This window comes from Acinetobacter sp. NIPH 298 (assembly GCF_000369505.1).
GTDB lineage: Bacteria > Pseudomonadota > Gammaproteobacteria > Pseudomonadales > Moraxellaceae > Acinetobacter.
Genome location: NZ_KB850055.1, coordinates 1,122,450 through 1,141,218, shown reverse-complemented (window position 1 = coordinate 1,141,218; position 18,769 = coordinate 1,122,450). Strand labels below are relative to the sequence as shown.

Annotated in this window: 23 protein-coding genes; 5 read left to right on the top strand and 18 right to left on the bottom strand. The window is 38.2% G+C overall.

What is annotated here, in order from left to right; all coding sequences use genetic code 11:
- Window positions 1-61 precede the first annotated feature (61 nt).
- The 3 genes from F903_RS10370 to F903_RS10360 all read right to left on the bottom strand — a co-directional run bounded on the left by F903_RS10370 (window position 62) and on the right by F903_RS10360 (window position 1,882).
- Complete coding sequence (locus F903_RS10370; protein ID WP_005196851.1) at window positions 62-415, bottom strand: winged helix-turn-helix domain-containing protein; 354 nt, start codon at window positions 413-415, stop codon at window positions 62-64.
- A gap of 61 nt (window positions 416-476) precedes the next feature.
- Window positions 477-1,586 (bottom strand): S-(hydroxymethyl)glutathione dehydrogenase/class III alcohol dehydrogenase, encoded by a 1,110-nt coding sequence (locus F903_RS10365; protein ID WP_034595152.1) that lies wholly within the window; start codon window positions 1,584-1,586, stop codon window positions 477-479.
- A 20-nt stretch (window positions 1,587-1,606) separates the two neighbouring features.
- Window positions 1,607-1,882 (bottom strand): metal/formaldehyde-sensitive transcriptional repressor, encoded by a 276-nt coding sequence (locus F903_RS10360; RefSeq protein ID WP_005196849.1) that lies wholly within the window; start codon window positions 1,880-1,882, stop codon window positions 1,607-1,609.
- A gap of 296 nt (window positions 1,883-2,178) precedes the next feature.
- On the opposite strand from F903_RS10360, the gene F903_RS10355 reads away from it, so the two are divergent.
- The gene (locus F903_RS10355; protein ID WP_034595151.1) at window positions 2,179-3,687 is read left to right on the top strand and encodes a phospholipase D family protein; all 1,509 of its coding nucleotides are present in this window, start codon (window positions 2,179-2,181) and stop codon (window positions 3,685-3,687) included.
- Between the two features lie 16 nt (window positions 3,688-3,703).
- Here F903_RS10355 and F903_RS10350 read toward each other — a convergent pair whose 3' ends face one another.
- On the bottom strand, window positions 3,704-4,294 hold the full coding sequence (locus F903_RS10350; RefSeq protein ID WP_005196847.1) for a uracil-DNA glycosylase family protein: 591 nt from the start codon (window positions 4,292-4,294) through the stop codon (window positions 3,704-3,706).
- Window positions 4,295-4,694: 400 nt separating this feature from the next.
- Here F903_RS10350 and F903_RS10340 point away from each other — a divergent pair, with 400 nt between their 5' ends.
- Window positions 4,695-5,327 carry a glutathione S-transferase family protein gene (locus F903_RS10340; protein WP_005196844.1) on the top strand — a complete coding sequence of 211 codons (633 nt, stop codon included), beginning with the start codon at window positions 4,695-4,697 and terminating at the stop codon, window positions 5,325-5,327.
- A gap of 77 nt (window positions 5,328-5,404) precedes the next feature.
- Here F903_RS10340 and F903_RS10335 read toward each other — a convergent pair whose 3' ends face one another.
- The 5 genes from F903_RS10335 to F903_RS10315 form a co-directional block, all read right to left on the bottom strand.
- Entirely contained in the window at window positions 5,405-5,665 is a 261-nt protein-coding gene (locus tag F903_RS10335; RefSeq protein WP_005196843.1) for a hypothetical protein, read from the bottom strand.
- Window positions 5,666-5,839: 174 nt separating this feature from the next.
- On the bottom strand, window positions 5,840-6,538 hold the full coding sequence (locus F903_RS10330) for a histidine phosphatase family protein (RefSeq protein ID WP_005196842.1): 699 nt from the start codon (window positions 6,536-6,538) through the stop codon (window positions 5,840-5,842).
- Between the two features lie 187 nt (window positions 6,539-6,725).
- Window positions 6,726-7,598 (bottom strand): MBL fold metallo-hydrolase, encoded by an 873-nt coding sequence (locus F903_RS10325; protein ID WP_005196840.1) that lies wholly within the window; start codon window positions 7,596-7,598, stop codon window positions 6,726-6,728.
- Between the two features lie 10 nt (window positions 7,599-7,608).
- Window positions 7,609-8,019, bottom strand: a complete 411-nt coding sequence (locus F903_RS10320) for a DUF6691 family protein (RefSeq protein WP_005196839.1) — start codon at window positions 8,017-8,019, stop codon at window positions 7,609-7,611.
- Window positions 8,019-8,435, bottom strand: coding sequence for a YeeE/YedE family protein (locus F903_RS10315; RefSeq protein ID WP_005196838.1), 417 nt, complete (start codon window positions 8,433-8,435; stop codon window positions 8,019-8,021). Before F903_RS10315 ends, F903_RS10320 begins: the two co-directional genes overlap by 1 nt.
- Window positions 8,436-8,670: 235 nt before the next feature.
- Between F903_RS10315 and F903_RS10310 the strand changes: the two genes are divergently transcribed.
- Together F903_RS10310 and F903_RS10305 are read left to right on the top strand one after the other, a co-directional pair.
- The gene (locus tag F903_RS10310) at window positions 8,671-9,042 is read left to right on the top strand and encodes an MbcA/ParS/Xre antitoxin family protein (protein WP_004671256.1); all 372 of its coding nucleotides are present in this window, start codon (window positions 8,671-8,673) and stop codon (window positions 9,040-9,042) included.
- On the top strand, window positions 9,039-9,803 hold the full coding sequence (locus F903_RS10305) for an RES family NAD+ phosphorylase (protein WP_005196837.1): 765 nt from the start codon (window positions 9,039-9,041) through the stop codon (window positions 9,801-9,803). The genes F903_RS10310 and F903_RS10305 overlap by 4 nt, the downstream gene beginning before the upstream one ends.
- Window positions 9,804-9,862: 59 nt before the next feature.
- On the opposite strand, the gene F903_RS10300 is transcribed toward F903_RS10305, so the two are convergent.
- The 6 genes from F903_RS10300 to F903_RS10275 all read right to left on the bottom strand — a co-directional run bounded on the left by F903_RS10300 (window position 9,863) and on the right by F903_RS10275 (window position 15,557).
- A complete protein-coding gene (locus tag F903_RS10300; RefSeq protein ID WP_005196836.1) occupies window positions 9,863-10,339 on the bottom strand; it encodes a DUF6438 domain-containing protein in 477 nt (158 codons plus the stop codon).
- A gap of 134 nt (window positions 10,340-10,473) precedes the next feature.
- The gene (gene ispD / locus F903_RS10295; RefSeq protein ID WP_005196835.1) at window positions 10,474-11,169 is read right to left on the bottom strand and encodes a 2-C-methyl-D-erythritol 4-phosphate cytidylyltransferase; all 696 of its coding nucleotides are present in this window, start codon (window positions 11,167-11,169) and stop codon (window positions 10,474-10,476) included.
- A complete protein-coding gene (gene ftsB / locus F903_RS10290) occupies window positions 11,159-11,524 on the bottom strand; it encodes a cell division protein FtsB (RefSeq protein ID WP_004671267.1) in 366 nt (121 codons plus the stop codon). The genes ispD and ftsB overlap by 11 nt, the downstream gene beginning before the upstream one ends.
- A 127-nt stretch (window positions 11,525-11,651) precedes the next feature.
- Window positions 11,652-12,941, bottom strand: a complete 1,290-nt coding sequence (eno, locus tag F903_RS10285) for a phosphopyruvate hydratase (protein WP_005196834.1) — start codon at window positions 12,939-12,941, stop codon at window positions 11,652-11,654.
- A gap of 91 nt (window positions 12,942-13,032) precedes the next feature.
- A complete protein-coding gene (kdsA, locus tag F903_RS10280) occupies window positions 13,033-13,890 on the bottom strand; it encodes a 3-deoxy-8-phosphooctulonate synthase (RefSeq protein WP_005196833.1) in 858 nt (285 codons plus the stop codon).
- Window positions 13,891-13,925: 35 nt separating this feature from the next.
- Complete coding sequence (locus F903_RS10275) at window positions 13,926-15,557, bottom strand: CTP synthase (RefSeq protein WP_005196832.1); 1,632 nt, start codon at window positions 15,555-15,557, stop codon at window positions 13,926-13,928.
- A gap of 370 nt (window positions 15,558-15,927) precedes the next feature.
- Here F903_RS10275 and F903_RS10270 point away from each other — a divergent pair, with 370 nt between their 5' ends.
- Window positions 15,928-16,374, top strand: a complete 447-nt coding sequence (locus F903_RS10270) for a hypothetical protein (RefSeq protein ID WP_005196831.1) — start codon at window positions 15,928-15,930, stop codon at window positions 16,372-16,374.
- Between the two features lie 71 nt (window positions 16,375-16,445).
- Here the strand turns inward: F903_RS10270 and F903_RS10265 are convergent, their stop codons facing one another.
- The 3 genes from F903_RS10265 to F903_RS10255 are packed head-to-tail and all read right to left on the bottom strand — an operon-like array spanning window position 16,446 to window position 18,710.
- Complete coding sequence (locus F903_RS10265; RefSeq protein WP_005196830.1) at window positions 16,446-17,531, bottom strand: YheT family hydrolase; 1,086 nt, start codon at window positions 17,529-17,531, stop codon at window positions 16,446-16,448.
- A 19-nt stretch (window positions 17,532-17,550) separates the two neighbouring features.
- Window positions 17,551-18,267, bottom strand: a complete 717-nt coding sequence (locus tag F903_RS10260) for an SGNH/GDSL hydrolase family protein (protein ID WP_005196828.1) — start codon at window positions 18,265-18,267, stop codon at window positions 17,551-17,553.
- 29 nt (window positions 18,268-18,296) lie between these two features.
- On the bottom strand, window positions 18,297-18,710 hold the full coding sequence (locus F903_RS10255) for a nuclear transport factor 2 family protein (RefSeq protein ID WP_005196827.1): 414 nt from the start codon (window positions 18,708-18,710) through the stop codon (window positions 18,297-18,299).
- Window positions 18,711-18,769: the final 59 nt, after the last annotated feature.

Below are 18,769 nucleotides of genomic sequence, written 5' to 3'. Positions count from 1 at the left end.
TTGTGTCACCATCATAAAGGGGGATGCCTTTTAAAAATTCACTAGACAATCTTCCTATTCTTCATTTCACTTTCATATAATTAGATAGCTCTTCAAATTCTGATTCGACTGCCTGAATCGCTTGCTGCTCCATTATTCTAAATTTATTTAATACCAATTGTCCTAATTCCGTGACCACTGCACCACCACCATGTGTTCCGCCAGTCTGAGTTTCAACAAGATTGGAACGAAAACATTGGTTCATTGTTTCCACCAATTGCCACGCACGCCGATAACTCATATTCATGCATTTAGCGGCTTGAGAAATTGAGCCTGTACGTTGAATCGCTTCAAGTAACTCAGCTTTTCCAGGTCCAAAAGCAATTTCATTTTCAGACAATATACGAACATGAAGTTTTAAACGTGCTTTCGTCATGAATAGATGCTCATAGATGATTTGATGGCACTTTTCGCACCATCAAATCTAAACTTAAAAATTAGAAATGAATCACAGTGCGGATAGATTTACCTTCATGCATCAAATCAAAGGCTTCATTAATATTCTCAAGTGGCATGGTATGCGTTACAAAAGGCTCCAGTTGGATTTCACCTTTCATTGCATCTTCTACCATTTTCGGGAGTTGCGAACGACCTTTCACTCCACCGAACGCTGTACCCATCCACTTACGACCTGTGACCAGTTGGAAAGGACGCGTGGAAATTTCCTGACCTGCACCTGCCACGCCAATAATCACGGATTGCCCCCAACCACGATGTGCACATTCCAAAGCAGAACGCATCACATTGGTATTGCCAATACACTCAAAAGAATGATCAACGCCCCAACCTGTCATTTCTACAATCACTTGTTGTATCGGTTGTTCATAATCTTTTGGATTTAAACAATCCGTTGCACCAAACTGTTTTGCCAGTTCAAATTTATCAGGATTAGTATCCACAACAATGATTCGTCCAGCTTTGGCTTGGCGTGCACCTTGTACCACTGCCAAACCAATACCACCTAAGCCAAAGACGGCAACACTATCACCTTCTTGTACTTTCGCTGTGTTATGTACTGCACCGATACCTGTTGTTACGCCACAGCCTAATAAACAGACTTGTTCATGATTGGCTTCAGGGTTAATTTTCGCCAAAGAGACTTCAGCAACAACCGTGTATTCACTAAAGGTTGAGCAACCCATATAGTGATAAATTGGCTGACCATTATAAGAAAAACGGGTTGTGCCATCAGGCATAACACCCTTACCTTGAGTTGCACGAACCGCTACACATAAATTGGTTTTGCCCGATTTACAGAATAAACATTCCTTACATTCTGCCGTATAAAGCGGAATCACATGATCGCCAACCGCAACACTGGTCACACCTTCACCGATTTGAACCACAACCCCTGCGCCTTCATGACCCAAAACGGCAGGAAAAACACCTTCGGGATCATCACCTGATAAAGTAAAGGCATCTGTATGGCATACACCTGTATGTGTAATTTTAATGAGGACTTCACCTGCTTTCGGTGGCTCAACATCAAGTTCTACGATTTGTAATGGTTCACCAGCGGCAAAAGCAACGGCTGCACGAGATTTAATCACAATGACACTCCTGAATTTTACTTTAAATAAGATTTAAGAATTTTACTGACTTGGATGAGCTCTTGACTGCGTTGCAACTCAGAAGAGTCACCGACAACCAAAGTATCTTTTAAATGAATTTCGAGAAGTTCATTCATCAAACCATTTATAGCACCACGAACTGCACAGATTTGCTGCAAAATATCTGCACATTCTGCGTCATTTTCCAAAGCACGCTCAACACTCTGGACTTGACCTTGGATGCGTCTCACACGAGTGAGGATCTTTTTTTTGTCCTCTAATTGCTTAGGCATAATGTCGATCACATTAAATCTAAAAATATACTATACACCAGTATAGTACTGTGGCTCAATATTTATTGATTTATACACTATATATCTGTATTGATTCAGAGTATTTACATAGGAAAAGTATATAAATGAAAATATAAGTTATTGATTGTATTTATAATTACATTTAAACCTTGGAAAGAAAACGTATTTAGATATATAACAAAATCAATAACCTACAAATTACTGTTGGACTCACACGCTTGATAAATAAAATGATAAATAATTCATACCATTTCAAGATAATGGCACTTGGTATTATGTTAGCAATAAGTGGCTGTTCATTGCCCCCCAATCAAAACCATGATCGGAGTAATCCCTTGCAAACAAAAACAAAATGGATAAATGATCCTCAAACCGATCTTAATATTGAAAATGGTTTAACTGCATTTTTAGCTTTAGATGATGCATTTTTAAGTATTGCATCTCGTATTCACTTAATCAGGAACGCTAAACATCATTTGGATTTGCAATATTACATTTGGAATGATGATCCAATTGGCAACTTGATGCTTTATGAATTACTCAATGCTGCTGACCGAGGGGTAAAAATCCGATTACTGATTGATGATCAAAATGGAGTCAAACTCGATAAAACCCTTAAAGCACTCTCGCAACATCCAAATCTAGACATTCGTATTTTCAATCCGTATAAGTTTAGACATCTGCGATTTATTGACTATATTTTCAGGTTAAATCAAATTAACCATCGCATGCACAATAAACTCACCATCGCCGATTCATCAATCGCAGTCACTGGTGGTCGAAATATTAGTAGTGAATACTTTGACGCCAGCGATCAATTCCAATTTAGTGACATGGACATTTTATTTTATGGTGCGTCTGTTGATCACGCTGCTGAGGTCTTCGATGAGTTTTGGCAAAGTCCTTTAAGTTATTCTACTGAACAATTACTTGGTCAAGGCACATCGCAGCAATTTGAAAGTATTAGGCAAAGTTATCAGGCTTTTGATGAAGAAAATACGCTTACTGAAAAGAAGCTTGAAGCTGCGCAGGATTATTTAAAAATCCGTCTTCAAAACTACCCTATTCAATGGGCAAAAGCACACTTTGTTGCGGATCGACCGAATAAAGCATCGGGACAAGCAAAAGAGCAAGAACTGCTTTATGCACAAGTCTTAAAGATTATGGGGAAACCCGAGCAGCACATGGAATTGGTTTCGGCCTATTTTGTGCCAACTCAACACGGAACAGAATACTTAAGCCAATTATCGAATAACGGTATCAAAGTTAGGGTGCTCACCAATAGTTTGGTCGCCAATGATGTCGCTGTGGTACATTCATTTTATAGTCAATACCGTAAACCGCTTCTACAAAATGGCGTACAACTTTACGAGTTCAAACCCAATATCGAAAGAAAAAAACGGACTTGGTATGAAATCGCAACGGGTAGTGTGATTCCTGTAAAAGGTAAAAATCGCTCAAGCCTACATGCTAAATTTTTTGATGTGGATGGAAAAGTTTTTATTGGTTCATTTAATTTTGACCCTCGTTCTGCACATCTAAATACTGAAGTGGGACTAGTGGTGGAGTCTGATCATTTACAAGATCAAATCACAGCTATGCTCGATCAGCATTTACTTCAAGTCGCCTATCAGCTTAAACTTGATGCAGATGGTAATATTGTTTGGTTTGAACATAAGGAAAATGGTCAAGTCATTGAACATCATCACGACCCTGAGAGCACTAGATTCCAAAGGTTTAGCATGCATGTCGTGTCTTATTTTCCAGTGGAATGGATGATGTAGTTCAATTTTAGATTGATTAAACCAAACCAATTGTTTCAAAGAATTGTCGATAAGCATCCGCTTTTTTTTCTAAGGCTAAAGGATATGCCCGTGACGATGAGGGTAAGCGATATAGTCTGAGTTCACGACTCGCAAAGTTAACCCGAACCGATTGGCCAATCACCGGTTTAATTGGCTGCTCAGGAAAATGCTGCATCAAAGTATCGGTTGCTTTGTCTCCTGTCGTCATGATGGTATGGCACATTGGGATTTTTTCAAGCAATTTTGATAAATCAGTTGGTGTGACAATTTCCAAAAACTTGTCCGAAGCATTGCCTTGCAGCCGTTTAACTTGATAGGCCGTATCAAATATTCCAACACCCATTTGTGTTAAAAAATCACGAATGTGTTGTTCTTTAAAGTTTTTATTCGGCAAGTCTAAAAAATAGTCTTTGTCTTTAAAGAAAATTAATCCAAATATTCGCCACATATCATTTTGATAGTTCGGATAATAGAAATCCATTTTCCATCTACTTTGAGGCGGTGGAAAACTTCCTAACATGAGTAATTTTGCATGAGCAGGTAGAAAAGGAGTTAGCGGATGTGTTTCTATTTCTATATCAGTCATTTATATAAAAAACCAAGTTTAAAATTGAGTGAATAATTTTGATCATTTTATAGATATTTCTAGCTTTTTGCTTGTGCCTTTTCGTATAGAAAAATTTCAACAATAACTTTTTTCACTGTTAAATCGCACTGACAACACTCTACAATACCGCCAACAATAAATAGTGATCTGATATCTTTCTGAGCAATATGTTGAAGCAAAATCAAGGGGAAAGGTTTTCTAAGTCGCTTTCCAACTATCGGCATCATTCCCCCTGTTTAGCCATAGGTATGGAACAATCATCAAAAGTTAGTAGCTCAGATGCTTTTTTAGAAAGTCGCCATGATAAATGTGTTTAATCGCTTATTGAAATTTGAAAAGTGTGGGAAAATTACCGTAAAACTTTTCAACAGGAATTATCATGATTACATTACATCATTTAGATCAGTCACGTTCTTTTCGAATTTTGTGGTTACTTGAGGAAATCAAACAACCGTATCAGCTGCAACGCTATTACCGTGATTTAACTACCCATTTAGCGCCTGAGTCTTTAAAAAATATTCATTCTTTAGGTAAGTCTCCTGTGATTGAGTGGCAGGGTAAAGTCATTGCGGAATCAGGTGCCATAGTAGAGTTATTAATTCAGAAATTTGCACCTCACTTAGCACCAGGCATCAATGATGCTACCTATGTAGACTATCTACAGTGGATTCATTTCTCTGAAAGCTCTGCCATGTTGCCATTTTTATTAAAAGTTTTTAATGAGATAGAGACTAAGCAAGGTACGCAGTTGATATTTCTAGAAAACTATACTCAAGTTGAATTTGATAAGGTTTTTGGTTATCTAAATGATTATTTAGAAAATAAATCATATTTGGTGGAAGATCGTTTAACTGGAGCAGACTTTATGATGGGATTTGGACTTCATGCCTTAATTCATCAAATGTCACAAGGTGAGAATTACCCAAATATTCAAAAATATGTCGAGGGATTAAGTTCATTACCTAGCTGGAAAGCGGCAGTAAGAATTGAACAAGATGGAGTGAAGACCTGAAAATAAAAATCTTATCAAGCGTTTTCATACAATAAAGAAATGGAAAGCCCAGCTCAGGGCTTTCCGATCTAGTTATTTTAAGCGTGAAATTCCTTCGTGGTCATCTCACCTAAATAACAAATAGATAACGTAAACAAATTCTCAGGATCTGCTGATGGATCGTTCTTTTTGATCCATTCCAGTCCAATTACACCAAGCTCATTTAATTTTGATTGGGAAACGGGTGGTAAAAAGGTTTCCAATGGCAGTTGAATACTAAAATTTCGAGTATTACCACTATCATTCTTATCATTAAAAGTATAACCAATTAAATACCAATGATATTTTTGTTCAGACATTTCTTATTCTCAAGTTGGATTGTTGAGATATTTTTATACCACAGAAACTCAAAAAACCCACTCAAAACACGTATGCCTGTCTATTTTTTGTCCCATTACGATAGACTCACAAGAATTTAAGTCTGAGTAAGCGAACATCACTTTTCAGATGATTTAATAGACGAGTTCTCCCAGTTACAACCAAGTTAGCAAATCTGGATTTTTAGATTTAATAAATTGATGCTCGTTCACACTCAATAGCTGTGGCTCACCATTGACTAACTTCAAGGTAGTAACACTTGTGTTCGCAATCGACCAACTGAGCGCGAAAGTACGTTGCACACTTAACTCAAGTAATTTACCGACCACAACGGAGATCACGCCACCAGAAGTAAAAACAACAGCTTCTTGGGGTTGTTTATGTGTTAACTCTGCACATAAATTCTCTAATGCACTTTCTACACGCATTTTAAAGGTGATCCAAGATTCATCATACTCATGATGAAATTCTTCGTTTGTCCAACGAGCAATCGCTTGATCGAAAATCTGAAATAAATAAGCTCTAGGGTCTACTTCTTGAAAAACGTCTTGTTGCAATACTTCTGGTTGAGCAAACCTTGGCTCATATAAAGAAAATACTTGCTGATGATTAAACTCATTCCATAACCCATCAGTTTTATAATCCGCTTGAGGAAAACACTCATTCAATGAAATTTGAGTGGTTTGTTGATGTCGCTTCATGCTACCTGAAACGATATAAGGCGGTTCAGTAAAAAGATGCTTAAAATATTGCCCTAAGAGCTTTGCTTGTGCTTCACCATTTGCAGATAGCTCATCGTAATTACTTTTACCAAATGAAGCCTGACCATGTCTGACTAAATAAATGGTGGTCATTTAAACACCTTAATTTCAGCAAGTTTAAAAATGAATTGTATTTTTATCATAGCGTTGACTGAATGTACAAAAATTTATGTTTGGAAATTGCATGTGACTAAGTTAATAAAATAGATGTTTAATTTTACTTAGGCTATTTTGAGCACATGCGATAACATCGATATTTAGTAATCCCAGCTCAGGTGATTTACTGCTTAAAGTAGTTTAAAGGCAGCTTTAAATAACGTATGCCATTGGACTCAGGTTCAGGAAAACGCCCAGCATCCATGTTGATTTGAATAGCTGGCAGAATCAGTTTGGGCATAGCCAAAGTTGCATCTCGTGCTTGTCGCATATTCACAAAATCTTGCTTGTGAGTTTTAGCATCTATATGAATATTGGTTTGCTTTTGTGCATTGATAGTTGTTTCATAAAGGTATTCATTTCTTCCTTCAGGCTTATAATCATGACAGAGAAAAACTCGTGTTTGATCAGGAAGTTGATATAGTTTTTGTACCGAATAAAATAAAGTATCTGCACTACCTTTAGGAAAGTCACAACGTGCTGTGCCATAGTCTGGCATAAATAGCGTATCCCCTACGAAAACAGCATCACCGATCACATAACTTAAGCATGCAGGTGTATGTCCTGGTGTTGGGAGATTGAATGCATCCAATTCACCGATACTAAAATGCTCGTTATCTTTGAATAAATAATCAAAGCTTTGATGGGTGTTAAAATACTTTATATCAATGCCGTATATTGCACTGAAAGTTTGTTGAACAATACTGATCTTCTGACTCATGGCAACTTTGCCACCCAATTTTGATTTTAAGTATTGAGAAGCGGTTAAATGATCTGCATGTACATGTGTTTCCAATATCCATTCAACTTTTAATTGATGATCTTCAACATATTGAATGATTTGATCCGCACTTTCAGTCGAAGTTGAAGCCGATGCAGAGTCATAGTTCAATACGCTATCAATTACAGCACAACAGTTCGTCTGTGGATCGCTCACTACATAACTAAATGTATTGGTATCTTGATCAAAAAAAGCTTTAACTTGAGGATATTGCATGGTATTTCTCCTAGCGCTTAGCCCATAAATGATGAATAAACATTCCAAACAGCATGGCTGTAATAAAATACCAAATTTGAGAATAACCCAAGCCAATCAATGTAATTGCAGGTGCAGGACAAACACCCGCAATACCCCAACCAACACCGAATAAAATTGCTCCGATCACCAGTTTTTTATCAATCTGAGTATTCGTTGGTAAAGTAATTTTTTCTCCAAATAATGTTTTTGGGTGACGAATTGCTTTTTGGAAAGGAATAATTGCAACAGCAATTGCACCAATCATCACAAACATTAAGCTGATATCCCATTCACCAAAGATATCTAAGAAACCTAAAACTTTTGCTGGATTTGACATCCCAGAAATCATTAAACCTAAAGCAAATAAGCTACCAAATAAAAAAGCGAAAATATTTTTCATTACATCGCTCCCACTAGATGACGAGCTATATATACCGTTACGATCCCAGCAAACATAAATATCATCGTTGCGATTATTGAACGGATAGATAAACGACTTATTCCACAAATACCATGTCCACTGGTACATCCCGAACCTAAGCGTGTACCGAAGCCAACCAATACCCCCGCCGCAACCAAGGCGATCGGAGATGACTCTAAGATGATCTCAGGCTTAACAAATAATTGATAAATAAATGGTGTGATAAGTAGGCCCAACAAAAACCAAAAAGCTGGGCTTTTAAATAATGATTTTGGTTGGAGTAGCTGGGCGATCAGACCACTAATTCCTGCAATCCGACCATTCACATATAAGTAACCAATAACTGCTAACCCAATAAGCACACCGCCCATCAGTGCCAACAAAATGCTATGCATATTCCGCTCCAAACATTATGTGTTTTTATAATATATTATTTTAAATAATAATATGAGCTATTTTTCTACATTTGATTTAATGCGTTATTTTATCTACCTTTATTCAACTATATCTATTTTCGCCAATCAGATTCTACTTATATCATACTCATACAAAATCATTGCTCCAACACAAAGTTGTGCATATTGCACAATTAACATATAATAAGTGCATATACGACATGAGGGTTTCATCATGAGTGCATTACTAAAACAACCCGCAGACAAAAAAGTAGTTCTCGCTAAAGCGGTCCTCAATGCGGCAGAGCAACTTGACCTAAAACAAGTACAATTGGCAGCCATTTTAGGTGTACATCGTACAGCGATCAGCCGATTGAAAAACAATCCTGAGCTAGATCCTGCTTCTAAACAGGGTGAATTGGCGCTATTGCTTATTCGTCTATCACGGGCATTATATGCTTTGACTGGTGGAGACACAGACTGGATGCGTCACTTTATGAATACACCAAATCGTGTGACTGGTGGTGTTCCTGTTGAACAAATCGAGAGCGTGAGTGGACTGGTGTCTGTTCTGCAATTTGTCGATGCAATTCGAGGTAAAGTATGACGGCCATTGAAAAAAATCTATGGCTACAATGTGAAGGAAACCAACAAATAACGCCTCTATCTGGTACTTTATATCGTTTAGTTGAGAGCCAAGAACAAATTGCGACACGACAATTAGTTGATACCTTAGAAGAACAAGCATTATTGGAGGATATGCTGGAATTGGTTAAGCCACCATACCCTCCACACTCAGATCATTTACATTATCTGCTTAAAACACCTTTTCGCTACCCTCCACTAAAATGGGGTTCACGTTTTGGTCGTACCTTTGAACCAAGTATTTTTTATGGAGGATGTAGCATCGCGGTTACACTAGCAGAATCAGCTTATTATCGCTTTATATTCTGGCATTCAATGGATGGAAAACCTAAGAAAAATACGATACGTACCGAGCACACCTTATTCTCAGTCGGCTATCATTGTACTAAAGGAATTCGTTTACAATCTCCACCATTTGACCAGTATCTTGATTTTATCGCTCACCCGACAAACTACAGTTATGCACAACAGTTGGGTACATCCATGAGAAATGCAGGCATAGAAATATTTGAATATCCATCTGCTCGTGAAAATAACCATGCAGCTTGTGTTGGACTATTTACAGCAGATCACTTTAGCCAAAATAGCCCGATAGATCGAGCGCAATGGTTTTGTGATATTGGTGCGGATGAAGTTATATTTAAAGCGGTCGAAGATTCAAGCATTGTACGTTTTGAATTATCACAGTTTTTACAACAAGGTGAATTTCCAATGCCAGCATAAGATGGCAATCTTCATATAAAAATGCCCCGATATATCGGGGCAAATAAATAATATTCTATTTAACTCACTAAACCATCAACCCCAATCATTTTTGGTAACTTTTCAATCAGTTTATTGAGCTCAGCATTTGCTGGCGAAATACAGCCCATGTAGTGACTTAGTTTAGTTACGGTACCATCTGGGCGTGACCAAGAAAAATAGGCATTCTGCTGGTCAGTTGCGGTCTCTTCACAAGCTGTAGTTTTTACACTCATACCTGTTTCGGGGCGATACGTTTTCAGCTCTTGTTGAAGCTTGCTATAAACAGAAGGATCAACGGTAAGGTCTTGCGTCCCAACAACTTTGGTATATTGCTTCCCATCAAAATGAACCTTCCCTGAAGGAGAAATTTCAACAGAATAAATCGGGCATGCACCAAAACAAGGGCTGGTCGAGTAGCGAATTGTTTCCTGTACGGTATCTTGAGGCTGTTGAGTAGTTGTTGCACAACCCACTAAAGAAAAGCTAAAAAGACCTGCAAGTAATAATTTTTTCATTTATTGATCCATTATCAAGAATGTTGTTTAAATTTAACAAATTGTGAAATATTTGTCATTTATGTTAACAGGAAAATGATAAATTTCATCTAATCTACTTAGGCTATTTTATATTAAGAAAGATATATCTAAATCTAGTTTGTTTGAGACAGAAGAACTAAGCGTGCAAGTTCTAAATCATCGGTATAAGTAATTTTAATATTATCTGAACGCCCTTGTACCACTTGCACAGCTTCACCGATATATTCCAAGGCACTTGCTTCATCGGTGATATTGATTTGGGCAGCTAATGCAGCCTCAATCGCATGTTTTAGCGTTTTTAATTTTGCCATTTGTGGTGTTTGCGCTTGCCATAAATGCTCACGACTTACTGTTCTTTCAATCTGATCATTCGCTTGTACGTGTTTTAAAGTATCACGCACTGGAATTGCTAAAATAGAGCTCTGATTCGATTGAACTGACGATAGCACTAATTTCTCTAAACAGTTCGCTGTTACACATGGGCGTGCAGCATCATGTACCAAAACCCAATCATTTTCATCTGCAATATCAGATAAATAAATTAAAGCATTAAGAACAGAATGAACACGCTCGACACCACCTATACAGTAGTGCAATTTATCTAGATGTTGAAAAGAGAGTGTTTTGGCAAAGTTATCTTGCTCACCGAGCGCTAGCACACACCCCGCCAAATCCAATGTATTTAAACGGTTGACAGTATGTTCAAGTACAGTTTGACTTTGAATATATTGATATTGTTTTAATTCGGTTTTGGAAAAACGATTGCCCGAACCTGCTGCGGGTACAATCGCCCAAAGCTTAGTTTTCATTGGTGGCAGTATCTACTTTTGCATTTGGATCAATATAAATGGGTTTGTAATGGGTACTAATAGTACTCATTTGCACAAAAGTTTCGTTAGGTTTAACTAAACCTAAATCTAAGCGTGCATGTTCCTCAATTGCTTCACTTCCGTTTTTTAAATCAAAAACTTCAGCGGCCAAAATACGGTTACGCTCTTTTAACTCAGTATTGATTTCAGCTTGTTGTTGAATTTGATGAGTTAAAGCCTGATGAGGAACGTATCCGCCCTCACCTAGCCAAAACCGATACTGTAAACTTGCAATCAAAACGATTGCAAGCAACAGAATCAACTTACTTGAAGTAGATCGAAAAATCTCTAACATGAATAACTCCCTATATCCCTCTTTAAAGGAAGATCAGTCACGAATTCTATAGGATTCTGAATTCGTGAAGTTTCTCTCTTTTGTAAAGAAAGAGGGTCAGGAGGATTCAACATAGCTGAGATTGACCTTAATTTAGACCTTTAAACTCAGCTTTACCGCGGTAAGCTGCTTGAGTTAACTCTTCAATACGAAGCAATTGGTTATATTTTGCAACACGGTCAGAACGACACAATGAACCAGTCTTGATTTGACCTGCTGCTGTACCAACTGCTAAATCAGCAATGGTTGAATCTTCTGTTTCACCTGAACGGTGTGAGATAACAGTGCTATAACCATTTGCTTTAGCAAGGTAAATTGCATCTAAAGTTTCAGTCAAAGTACCGATTTGGTTATATTTGATCAGAATAGAGTTACCTACTTTCTCATCAATACCACGTTGTAAAATCTTAGGATTAGTTACAAATAAATCATCACCAACCAATTGGATTTTATCGCCAAGGATTGAAGTGAGGTAGCTCCAACCTTCCCAGTCAGACTCATCCAAACCATCTTCGATTGAGATAATTGGATACTGGTTCACAAGGCCCGCTAAGTAGTCAGCAAATTGATTGCTAGTAAATGCTTTGTTGCCTTCACCCGCAAGAATGTATTGACCATTTTTGTAGAATTCTGATGATGCACAATCAAGCGCGAGCATAATATCAGAACCTGCTTTATAGCCAGTTTTTTCAATTGACTCAAGAATAACAGTGATAGCTTCTTCATTAGAACGAAGGTTCGGTGCAAAACCACCTTCATCACCAACTGCTGTATTTAGACCTTGTTTCTTTAAAACTGATTTTAAAGAATGGAAAATTTCAGCACCTGCACGTAATGCTTCAGAGAATGAAGTGAAACCGACTGGTTCAATCATGAACTCTTGAATATCTACATTATTATCTGCATGTGAACCACCATTGATGATGTTCATCATTGGAACAGGCATAGTCAAAATCGTTTGACCACGAAGATCTGCGATGTATTGGAAAAGCGGGGTTTTCTTTTCATCAGCAGCAGCACGTGCAACCGCTAAAGATACTGCTAGTGTTGCGTTTGCACCTAATTTTTCTTTGTTTTCAGTACCGTCAAGCGCGATCATTGTATTATCAATGTCTTTTTGCTCAAAAACTGATTTACCCAACAAAGCATCGCGAATCAGTGTGTTAACGTTATTAACTGCTGTACGAACACCTTTACCTAAGTAACGTGCTTTATCACCGTCACGAAGTTCTAAAGCTTCACGAGAACCAGTTGAAGCACCAGATGGTGCACATGCACGACCAACAATCCCAGATTCTAAAACTACGTCTGCTTCGATGGTTGGGTTACCACGAGAGTCCAAAATTTCGCGCGCACGAATATCAACGATTTGGCTCATGAACAATTCCTCTGTTGAATGAATAATAAATTAAACCCATATTTCCTTAGCGTTCCCCTTTTATAGAGGAACTCAAAGGGGAAAGATTGGTTTAATGTGTATCTAACTTTTTGAATCCTTTGATCAAAGTATCCAATTCTTTTAATTGTGCCAAGAATGGCTCAAGCTGAGACAAACGCAATGCACAAGGTCCATCACATTTTGCATTTTCAGGGTCTGGATGTGCTTCTAAGAACAAACCAGCTAAACCAGTTGCCATACCAGCACGTGCTAATGTGGTTATTTGCGCACGGCGACCACCAGCAGAATCTGAACGACCGCCCGGTGTTTGCAATGCATGGGTCACATCAAAGAAAACCGGAACATTCATTTCTTTCATCGTGTCAAAACCCAGCATATCAACAACCAAGTTGTTATAACCAAATGCTGAACCACGTTCACAAAGAATAAGTTTGTCGTTCCCAGCTTCCAAACATTTATGCAAGATATGACGCATTTCATGTGGTGCTAGGAATTGTGCTTTCTTGATATTGATAATCGCCTGTGTCTTTGCCATTGCTTCAACAAGATCAGTCTGACGACTCAAAAAAGCTGGAAGTTGGATAATATCTGCAACTTCTGCAACTTCCGCTGCCTGATACGGTTCATGCACATCGGTAATAATTGGAACATTGAACTGCTTTTTAATGTCTGCAAGCCATTCAATTCCTTTTTCCAAACCTGGACCACGGAATGAATTTAAGCTAGAGCGATTCGCTTTATCAAAGCTTGCTTTGAACACGTAAGGAATATCTAAGCGCTTGCAAATATCGATATAAGTTTCAGCGATTTCAAAGGCTAAATCTTTTGATTCGAGTACGTTCATTCCGCCAAATAATACAAATGGCAAATGATTTGCCATCTGTATATCGCCTAAACGTACAACTTCTTGTGCTTTTAATTGTGACATCTAAACTTTCCCAGTTTATTTAAAGCCTACATTATTTACTTCTGATGCTGTTTTTTTGCAGCCTCGATAAAACTAGCAAATAATGGATGTCCATCACGTGGTGAACTTGTAAATTCCGGGTGGAATTGTACAGCAATAAACCAAGGATGTTCAGGAATTTCTACAGTTTCAACTAAATGTTGTACTGATGAATAACCAGAAACCTTCATTCCAGCTTGTTCAAGTGTTGGAATAAAACGGTCATTCATTTCATAACGATGGCGATGACGCTCAATAATTTCAGCTTGACCATAGATGCTACGAATTTTTGCACCCTCAACCAACTCTGATTTTTGTGCACCCAAACGCATCGTACCGCCTAAGTCTGACTCAAGACTACGATGTTGTAATTCGCCGCGTTCATCCAGCCATTCAGTGATTAAGCCAATAAGTGGATATTTGGTTGAACGATTAAATTCAGTTGAGGTTGCTTCAGGCACACCTGCAACATTACGCGCATATTCAATCACAGCCAACTGCATACCCAAACAGATACCTAAAAATGGAACACCATTTTCACGCGCATATTGAATTGCACGCATTTTACCTTCAGTGCCGCGTTCACCAAAGCCACCAGGTACTAAAATCGCATCCGCAGTTTCAAGTACAGAAATGTCCTGACCTTCTAAAGATTCAGCATCAACATAATCAATTTGTACTTTAACGCGGTTTTGGATACCCGCATGTAAAAGTGCTTCATTTACAGATTTATAAGCATCTGGTAATTCGACATATTTACCCACCATCGCGACACGCACGATATATTCTGGGTTTAATAGTGCATCAACCACATTATCCCAGTCTTCAAGATTTGCTTCTGGAAGATCGTTATAGCCAAAACGTTCGCAGATTAAGTCATCTACGTTTTGTTCAGAGAAATTACGTGGAATTTGATAAATTGTTTTTGCATCTTTACATACAACAACTGCACGTGCTTCTACATTGGTAAACAATGCAATTTTACGTTTAGTATCTGCATCAACATCATATTCAGTACGGCAAATAAGAATATCCGGTTGAATACCAATTGAAAGCAACTCTTTAACAGAGTGCTGAGTTGGTTTGGTTTTAAGTTCAGCAGCCGACTTGATGTATGGCAATAAAGTTAAATGCATCAACATGGTCCGTTTATGACCCAGTTCAACCATAAGCTGACGCACTGACTCCATAAATGGAAGTGATTCGATATCACCTACTGTACCGCCGATCTCGACGATCGCGACATCGTAACCTTCACCGGCACGTAATACACGTTCTTTAATATTATCTGTAATATGCGGAATAACTTGGACTGTACCACCGAGGTAATCACCACGGCGTTCTTTGTTTAAAACGTCTTGGTAGACACGTCCACTGGTGAAGTTATTCAACTTCGTCATTTTTGCACGACGTAGGAAACGTTCGTAATATCCCAAATCTAAGTCAGTTTCAGCACCATCCTCTGTGACAAAAACTTCACCGTGCTGAAATGGGCTCATGGTACCTGGATCGACATTGATATATGGATCCATTTTTACCATCGTGACATTTAAGCCACGAGCTTCCAAAAGTGCGGCAACAGAAGCAGCAGAAATACCTTTACCTAGTGATGAAACCACACCACCAGTGACAAAAATAAAATGGGTCATTAAGTTTCTCGTACAATCAAGCCGAAATCGGCCTACAATGTTGGGCAATTTTACTGTACTCTGCCCCTATAAAGCAAAGTCAAACCGCTTCAATTCAAAGAACTATAAACAACTGGTTATTCTATCAGCATTTTCAATAAAATTTTATGGGATTTATGGAGATTTCATATAAAAATTGCTTTTAACAAATCAAAAACACGGCTCCGATGAAAAAAATTCCCTTAGAACCCCAACATCGATCCACTTCATAACACATGCATCCATGCAAACATTTATAAATTATCAACAAACTCGATAAATCCTAGTGCTTTTTTCAGTTAATTTTGCTGTTATAATCCTCGTCGTCCTTATTTGATATGTTGTTTTAGCGATGGCGAATAATAAACTTTTAATTTGTGCAGCACTTGCGACTGGTCTTTTAGTTACAGCTTGTGTGAAAAAAGAAGAACCTAAAAACGAAGAGCAGCCTGAACAGGCTACTGAAACACAAATGACAGAGCAACAGCCTGAAGCTGCGAAAACTGAAGTGTTTGAGTCTTTAGAAAGTATCAATACAGAAGAAGCACCCGCGCCTGTAATTGAAACGACTCTTGAAGAAACCGAGAATACGACAACTGAAATTCGTCGTGAAACTCGACCTGCTCAAACCCAAAGCACAAATAATACAGCTGCCCAATCTGAAGCTCCTCGTACAGAGCAACCGAGCGCACCAAGAGTTGAACAGCCAAAACCATCTAAATCGAATACTTCTGGCCAAAGTGAAGAAGATGCAGTCGCTGCTGCAATCGCTGCCGCAACACCAGCATTAAGCAATTAATCTGCTTAAAAAAAGTATTTAAAAAGCCAGTTAAATGTAACTGGCTTTTTTATATAGAATATTAAAAACTTCTAATAATTCTTAAAGAAATCTGCCATCAACCGAGATGCCCAAGACTTCACCGTTAGACTCTCATAGAAGCCACAGTGACTTCCCTTTTTCGTGGTGATCACCACCATATTATCCATCTGCTGAATCTTGTCCTTATAAGGCTCTAAATTTTTAATTGAACAAACCGGATCATCCTCTGCGTTTAGAATCATCAATGGGATTTTGATATTTTCAAATACATAAATTGGGTTTATCGCTTTACAATAAGTTTGATAATCCTGATAGCCTGCCATTTCAAAATATGCTTTTTCAAATTCCTCTAAACTTGTTGTCGCTAATACCTTTTCAAGAGAAGCAACCCGACTCCAGATATTTTGATAAGGGTAAATAAAATGTTTGAATAATTTTTTGGTCATCAATTTACTATAAAAAGGATGAACATTTTTAAAGCCTATTTCTGTGTCATAACCCGGACACATCGCGAAAGCCGCCTTAAATGGCGTATCTTCACCTTGCTCACCCAAATAACGTACCAATAATCCTGTACCCGCAGAAGATCCCACTGCATATAAATCAGAACTTGGGAATAATTGCTGAATATGATCGAGTTGTTCTTTTAAATCGCGAGTAGAACCAAATAAAGAAATTTGTGGCACTGGCATAGGTAAACCAGCATGGCCACGGCGTAGACAAAGTGCGATTCGCCAACCAGTGTATTGATGTAAATCTTTGACTAACTCTCGCATGCTTTCAAGTGTACCTGTGATGGTATGCATGATCACAACAGTTGGTGTAGTGACAGGAAGATAATATCCATACCAAGCAATTGCGGTCACACCACCATCTTGCATGGTAAGTTGGTCTATACGATCATATTCCAGCTTGATTGTTTTCTTTCTAATGATATCAAAATATAAGAGATGGACATGTGTATTACTCAACCAAGGTGTTGGGCGATACTTTTGCTTTAATTGGGGTAACTTCTCCAGAACATCTTTAATTTTGCCTTTTGGGTGATAATACATTTTTGGTGGTTCGGCACCGAGTGCCAAATCAAATAGATTTAAACCTAAAACTTTCAGTTTATTTAGAGTGAATATACCCATACTTCATTCCTCCCTCTACTTAGGGTCTAAACGACTGTCGCACTAAATCTGCGACTTGTTTCCCCCAAATTGCATAAACTTCTTTACTAGGATGAAAACCATCCCTTGCCATCGGCAGATTTAGCGCCTGAAAAGCTTCGATATCGTATGCAATAAATCTAAATTGATCTTGTGAAGTGAGCCATTGTTGTAATGTTTTATTCATTTGCTCTGCATATTTTCCGAACAACCAAGCCAATGGCTGAGGCAGTGCTGGAAAATGCTGCATCGGTGGTACTCCTGATACAATAACTAATTTTGGCTGAAAGCGCTGCTGTATTTGGGTAAATAATTGTTTTTGTTGTTTTATCCAAGACTTCGCTGAAATCAGTTTGGTGACATCATTAACACCAATCGAAGTCACCACAACATCATATTGTTGTTGATCTAAACCCTGTACTGCTTGGAACACTTGTTTGGTTGTATCACCCGTTTTCGCGTGAAGTTTCCATTGCAAGGCATACTGCGTTTTTAATTCGGAGATAACCACTCCAGACAAGGCATCTTGTTGTGTTTCAACACCTACACCTGCCGCAGCGGAATCACCTAAAATTAAGATCGAAAGAGGTTGACCTTGACCAATGCACCCCTCACGCTCACCACTCGGCTCAGACAAACGTGGCGTATTCTTACGAACTCGTGTTCCTTGTACAATCAGCACAGGTAACAAAGCAATCGTTGAAAGTTTTAGCCACATTTTAATGATCTCTAAGTTACTTAGGCTATTTAGGATTGAGCAGTCTGGTACTGTGCCAATCGAACGCCCATTTGTTCTGCCAACGCAGCTAAACCACTCATTGGACGAATCATCACCTCGAAATCAGTAATTTTACCTTGATCATTAAAACGGATCATATCAATACCTTTTAATGATTTACCGCTTACATTGGCGCTAAATTCGAGTACGACACTTTCACTATCGTCGGTATAAAACTCACGATGATACTTAAAGTCTTGAAAAACTTGGATGACATTACTCAAGATAAAGAAAACAACTTGTTTCCCATCATAAGGCTTATGAGCGACTGGCGAGCGGAAAACCACATCATCAGAGAGCAAGTCATTTAAAATGGACAAATCACCTGTTTTAATCATTTGATGCCAAAGTTGTACCGCTTGTTTTGTTATTTCAATCGTCATTGTTATATTTCCTTTGGATTTGAATCTTTAACGGAATGGACATTTCCCCCTAAGAGAAA

Bases quoted from the DNA above. Each gene is read 5' to 3' on its own strand.
- F903_RS10325 (WP_005196840.1), bottom strand. From the start codon at position 7,598: ATGCAATATCCTCAAGTTAAAGCTTTTTTTGATCAAGATACCAATACA.
- F903_RS10275 (WP_005196832.1), bottom strand. From the start codon at position 15,557: ATGACCCATTTTATTTTTGTCACTGGTGGTGTGGTTTCATCACTAGGT.
- F903_RS10300 (WP_005196836.1), bottom strand. From the start codon at position 10,339: ATGAAAAAATTATTACTTGCAGGTCTTTTTAGCTTTTCTTTAGTGGGT.
- F903_RS10340 (WP_005196844.1), top strand. From the start codon at position 4,695: ATGATTACATTACATCATTTAGATCAGTCACGTTCTTTTCGAATTTTG.
- F903_RS10350 (WP_005196847.1), bottom strand. From the start codon at position 4,294: ATGACTGATATAGAAATAGAAACACATCCGCTAACTCCTTTTCTACCT.
- eno (WP_005196834.1), bottom strand. From the start codon at position 12,941: ATGAGCCAAATCGTTGATATTCGTGCGCGCGAAATTTTGGACTCTCGT.
- F903_RS10335 (WP_005196843.1), bottom strand. From the start codon at position 5,665: ATGTCTGAACAAAAATATCATTGGTATTTAATTGGTTATACTTTTAAT.
- ispD (WP_005196835.1), bottom strand. From the start codon at position 11,169: ATGAAAACTAAGCTTTGGGCGATTGTACCCGCAGCAGGTTCGGGCAAT.
- F903_RS10360 (WP_005196849.1), bottom strand. From the start codon at position 1,882: ATGCCTAAGCAATTAGAGGACAAAAAAAAGATCCTCACTCGTGTGAGA.
- ftsB (WP_004671267.1), bottom strand. From the start codon at position 11,524: ATGTTAGAGATTTTTCGATCTACTTCAAGTAAGTTGATTCTGTTGCTT.
- F903_RS10265 (WP_005196830.1), bottom strand. From the start codon at position 17,531: ATGGGTATATTCACTCTAAATAAACTGAAAGTTTTAGGTTTAAATCTA.
- F903_RS10305 (WP_005196837.1), top strand. From the start codon at position 9,039: ATGACGGCCATTGAAAAAAATCTATGGCTACAATGTGAAGGAAACCAA.
- F903_RS10330 (WP_005196842.1), bottom strand. From the start codon at position 6,538: ATGACCACCATTTATTTAGTCAGACATGGTCAGGCTTCATTTGGTAAA.
- F903_RS10320 (WP_005196839.1), bottom strand. From the start codon at position 8,019: ATGAAAAATATTTTCGCTTTTTTATTTGGTAGCTTATTTGCTTTAGGT.
- F903_RS10310 (WP_004671256.1), top strand. From the start codon at position 8,671: ATGAGTGCATTACTAAAACAACCCGCAGACAAAAAAGTAGTTCTCGCT.
- F903_RS10370 (WP_005196851.1), bottom strand. From the start codon at position 415: ATGACGAAAGCACGTTTAAAACTTCATGTTCGTATATTGTCTGAAAAT.
- F903_RS10255 (WP_005196827.1), bottom strand. From the start codon at position 18,710: ATGACGATTGAAATAACAAAACAAGCGGTACAACTTTGGCATCAAATG.
- F903_RS10315 (WP_005196838.1), bottom strand. From the start codon at position 8,435: ATGCATAGCATTTTGTTGGCACTGATGGGCGGTGTGCTTATTGGGTTA.
- F903_RS10270 (WP_005196831.1), top strand. From the start codon at position 15,928: ATGGCGAATAATAAACTTTTAATTTGTGCAGCACTTGCGACTGGTCTT.
- F903_RS10355 (WP_034595151.1), top strand. From the start codon at position 2,179: ATGTTAGCAATAAGTGGCTGTTCATTGCCCCCCAATCAAAACCATGAT.
- F903_RS10260 (WP_005196828.1), bottom strand. From the start codon at position 18,267: ATGTGGCTAAAACTTTCAACGATTGCTTTGTTACCTGTGCTGATTGTA.
- kdsA (WP_005196833.1), bottom strand. From the start codon at position 13,890: ATGTCACAATTAAAAGCACAAGAAGTTGTACGTTTAGGCGATATACAG.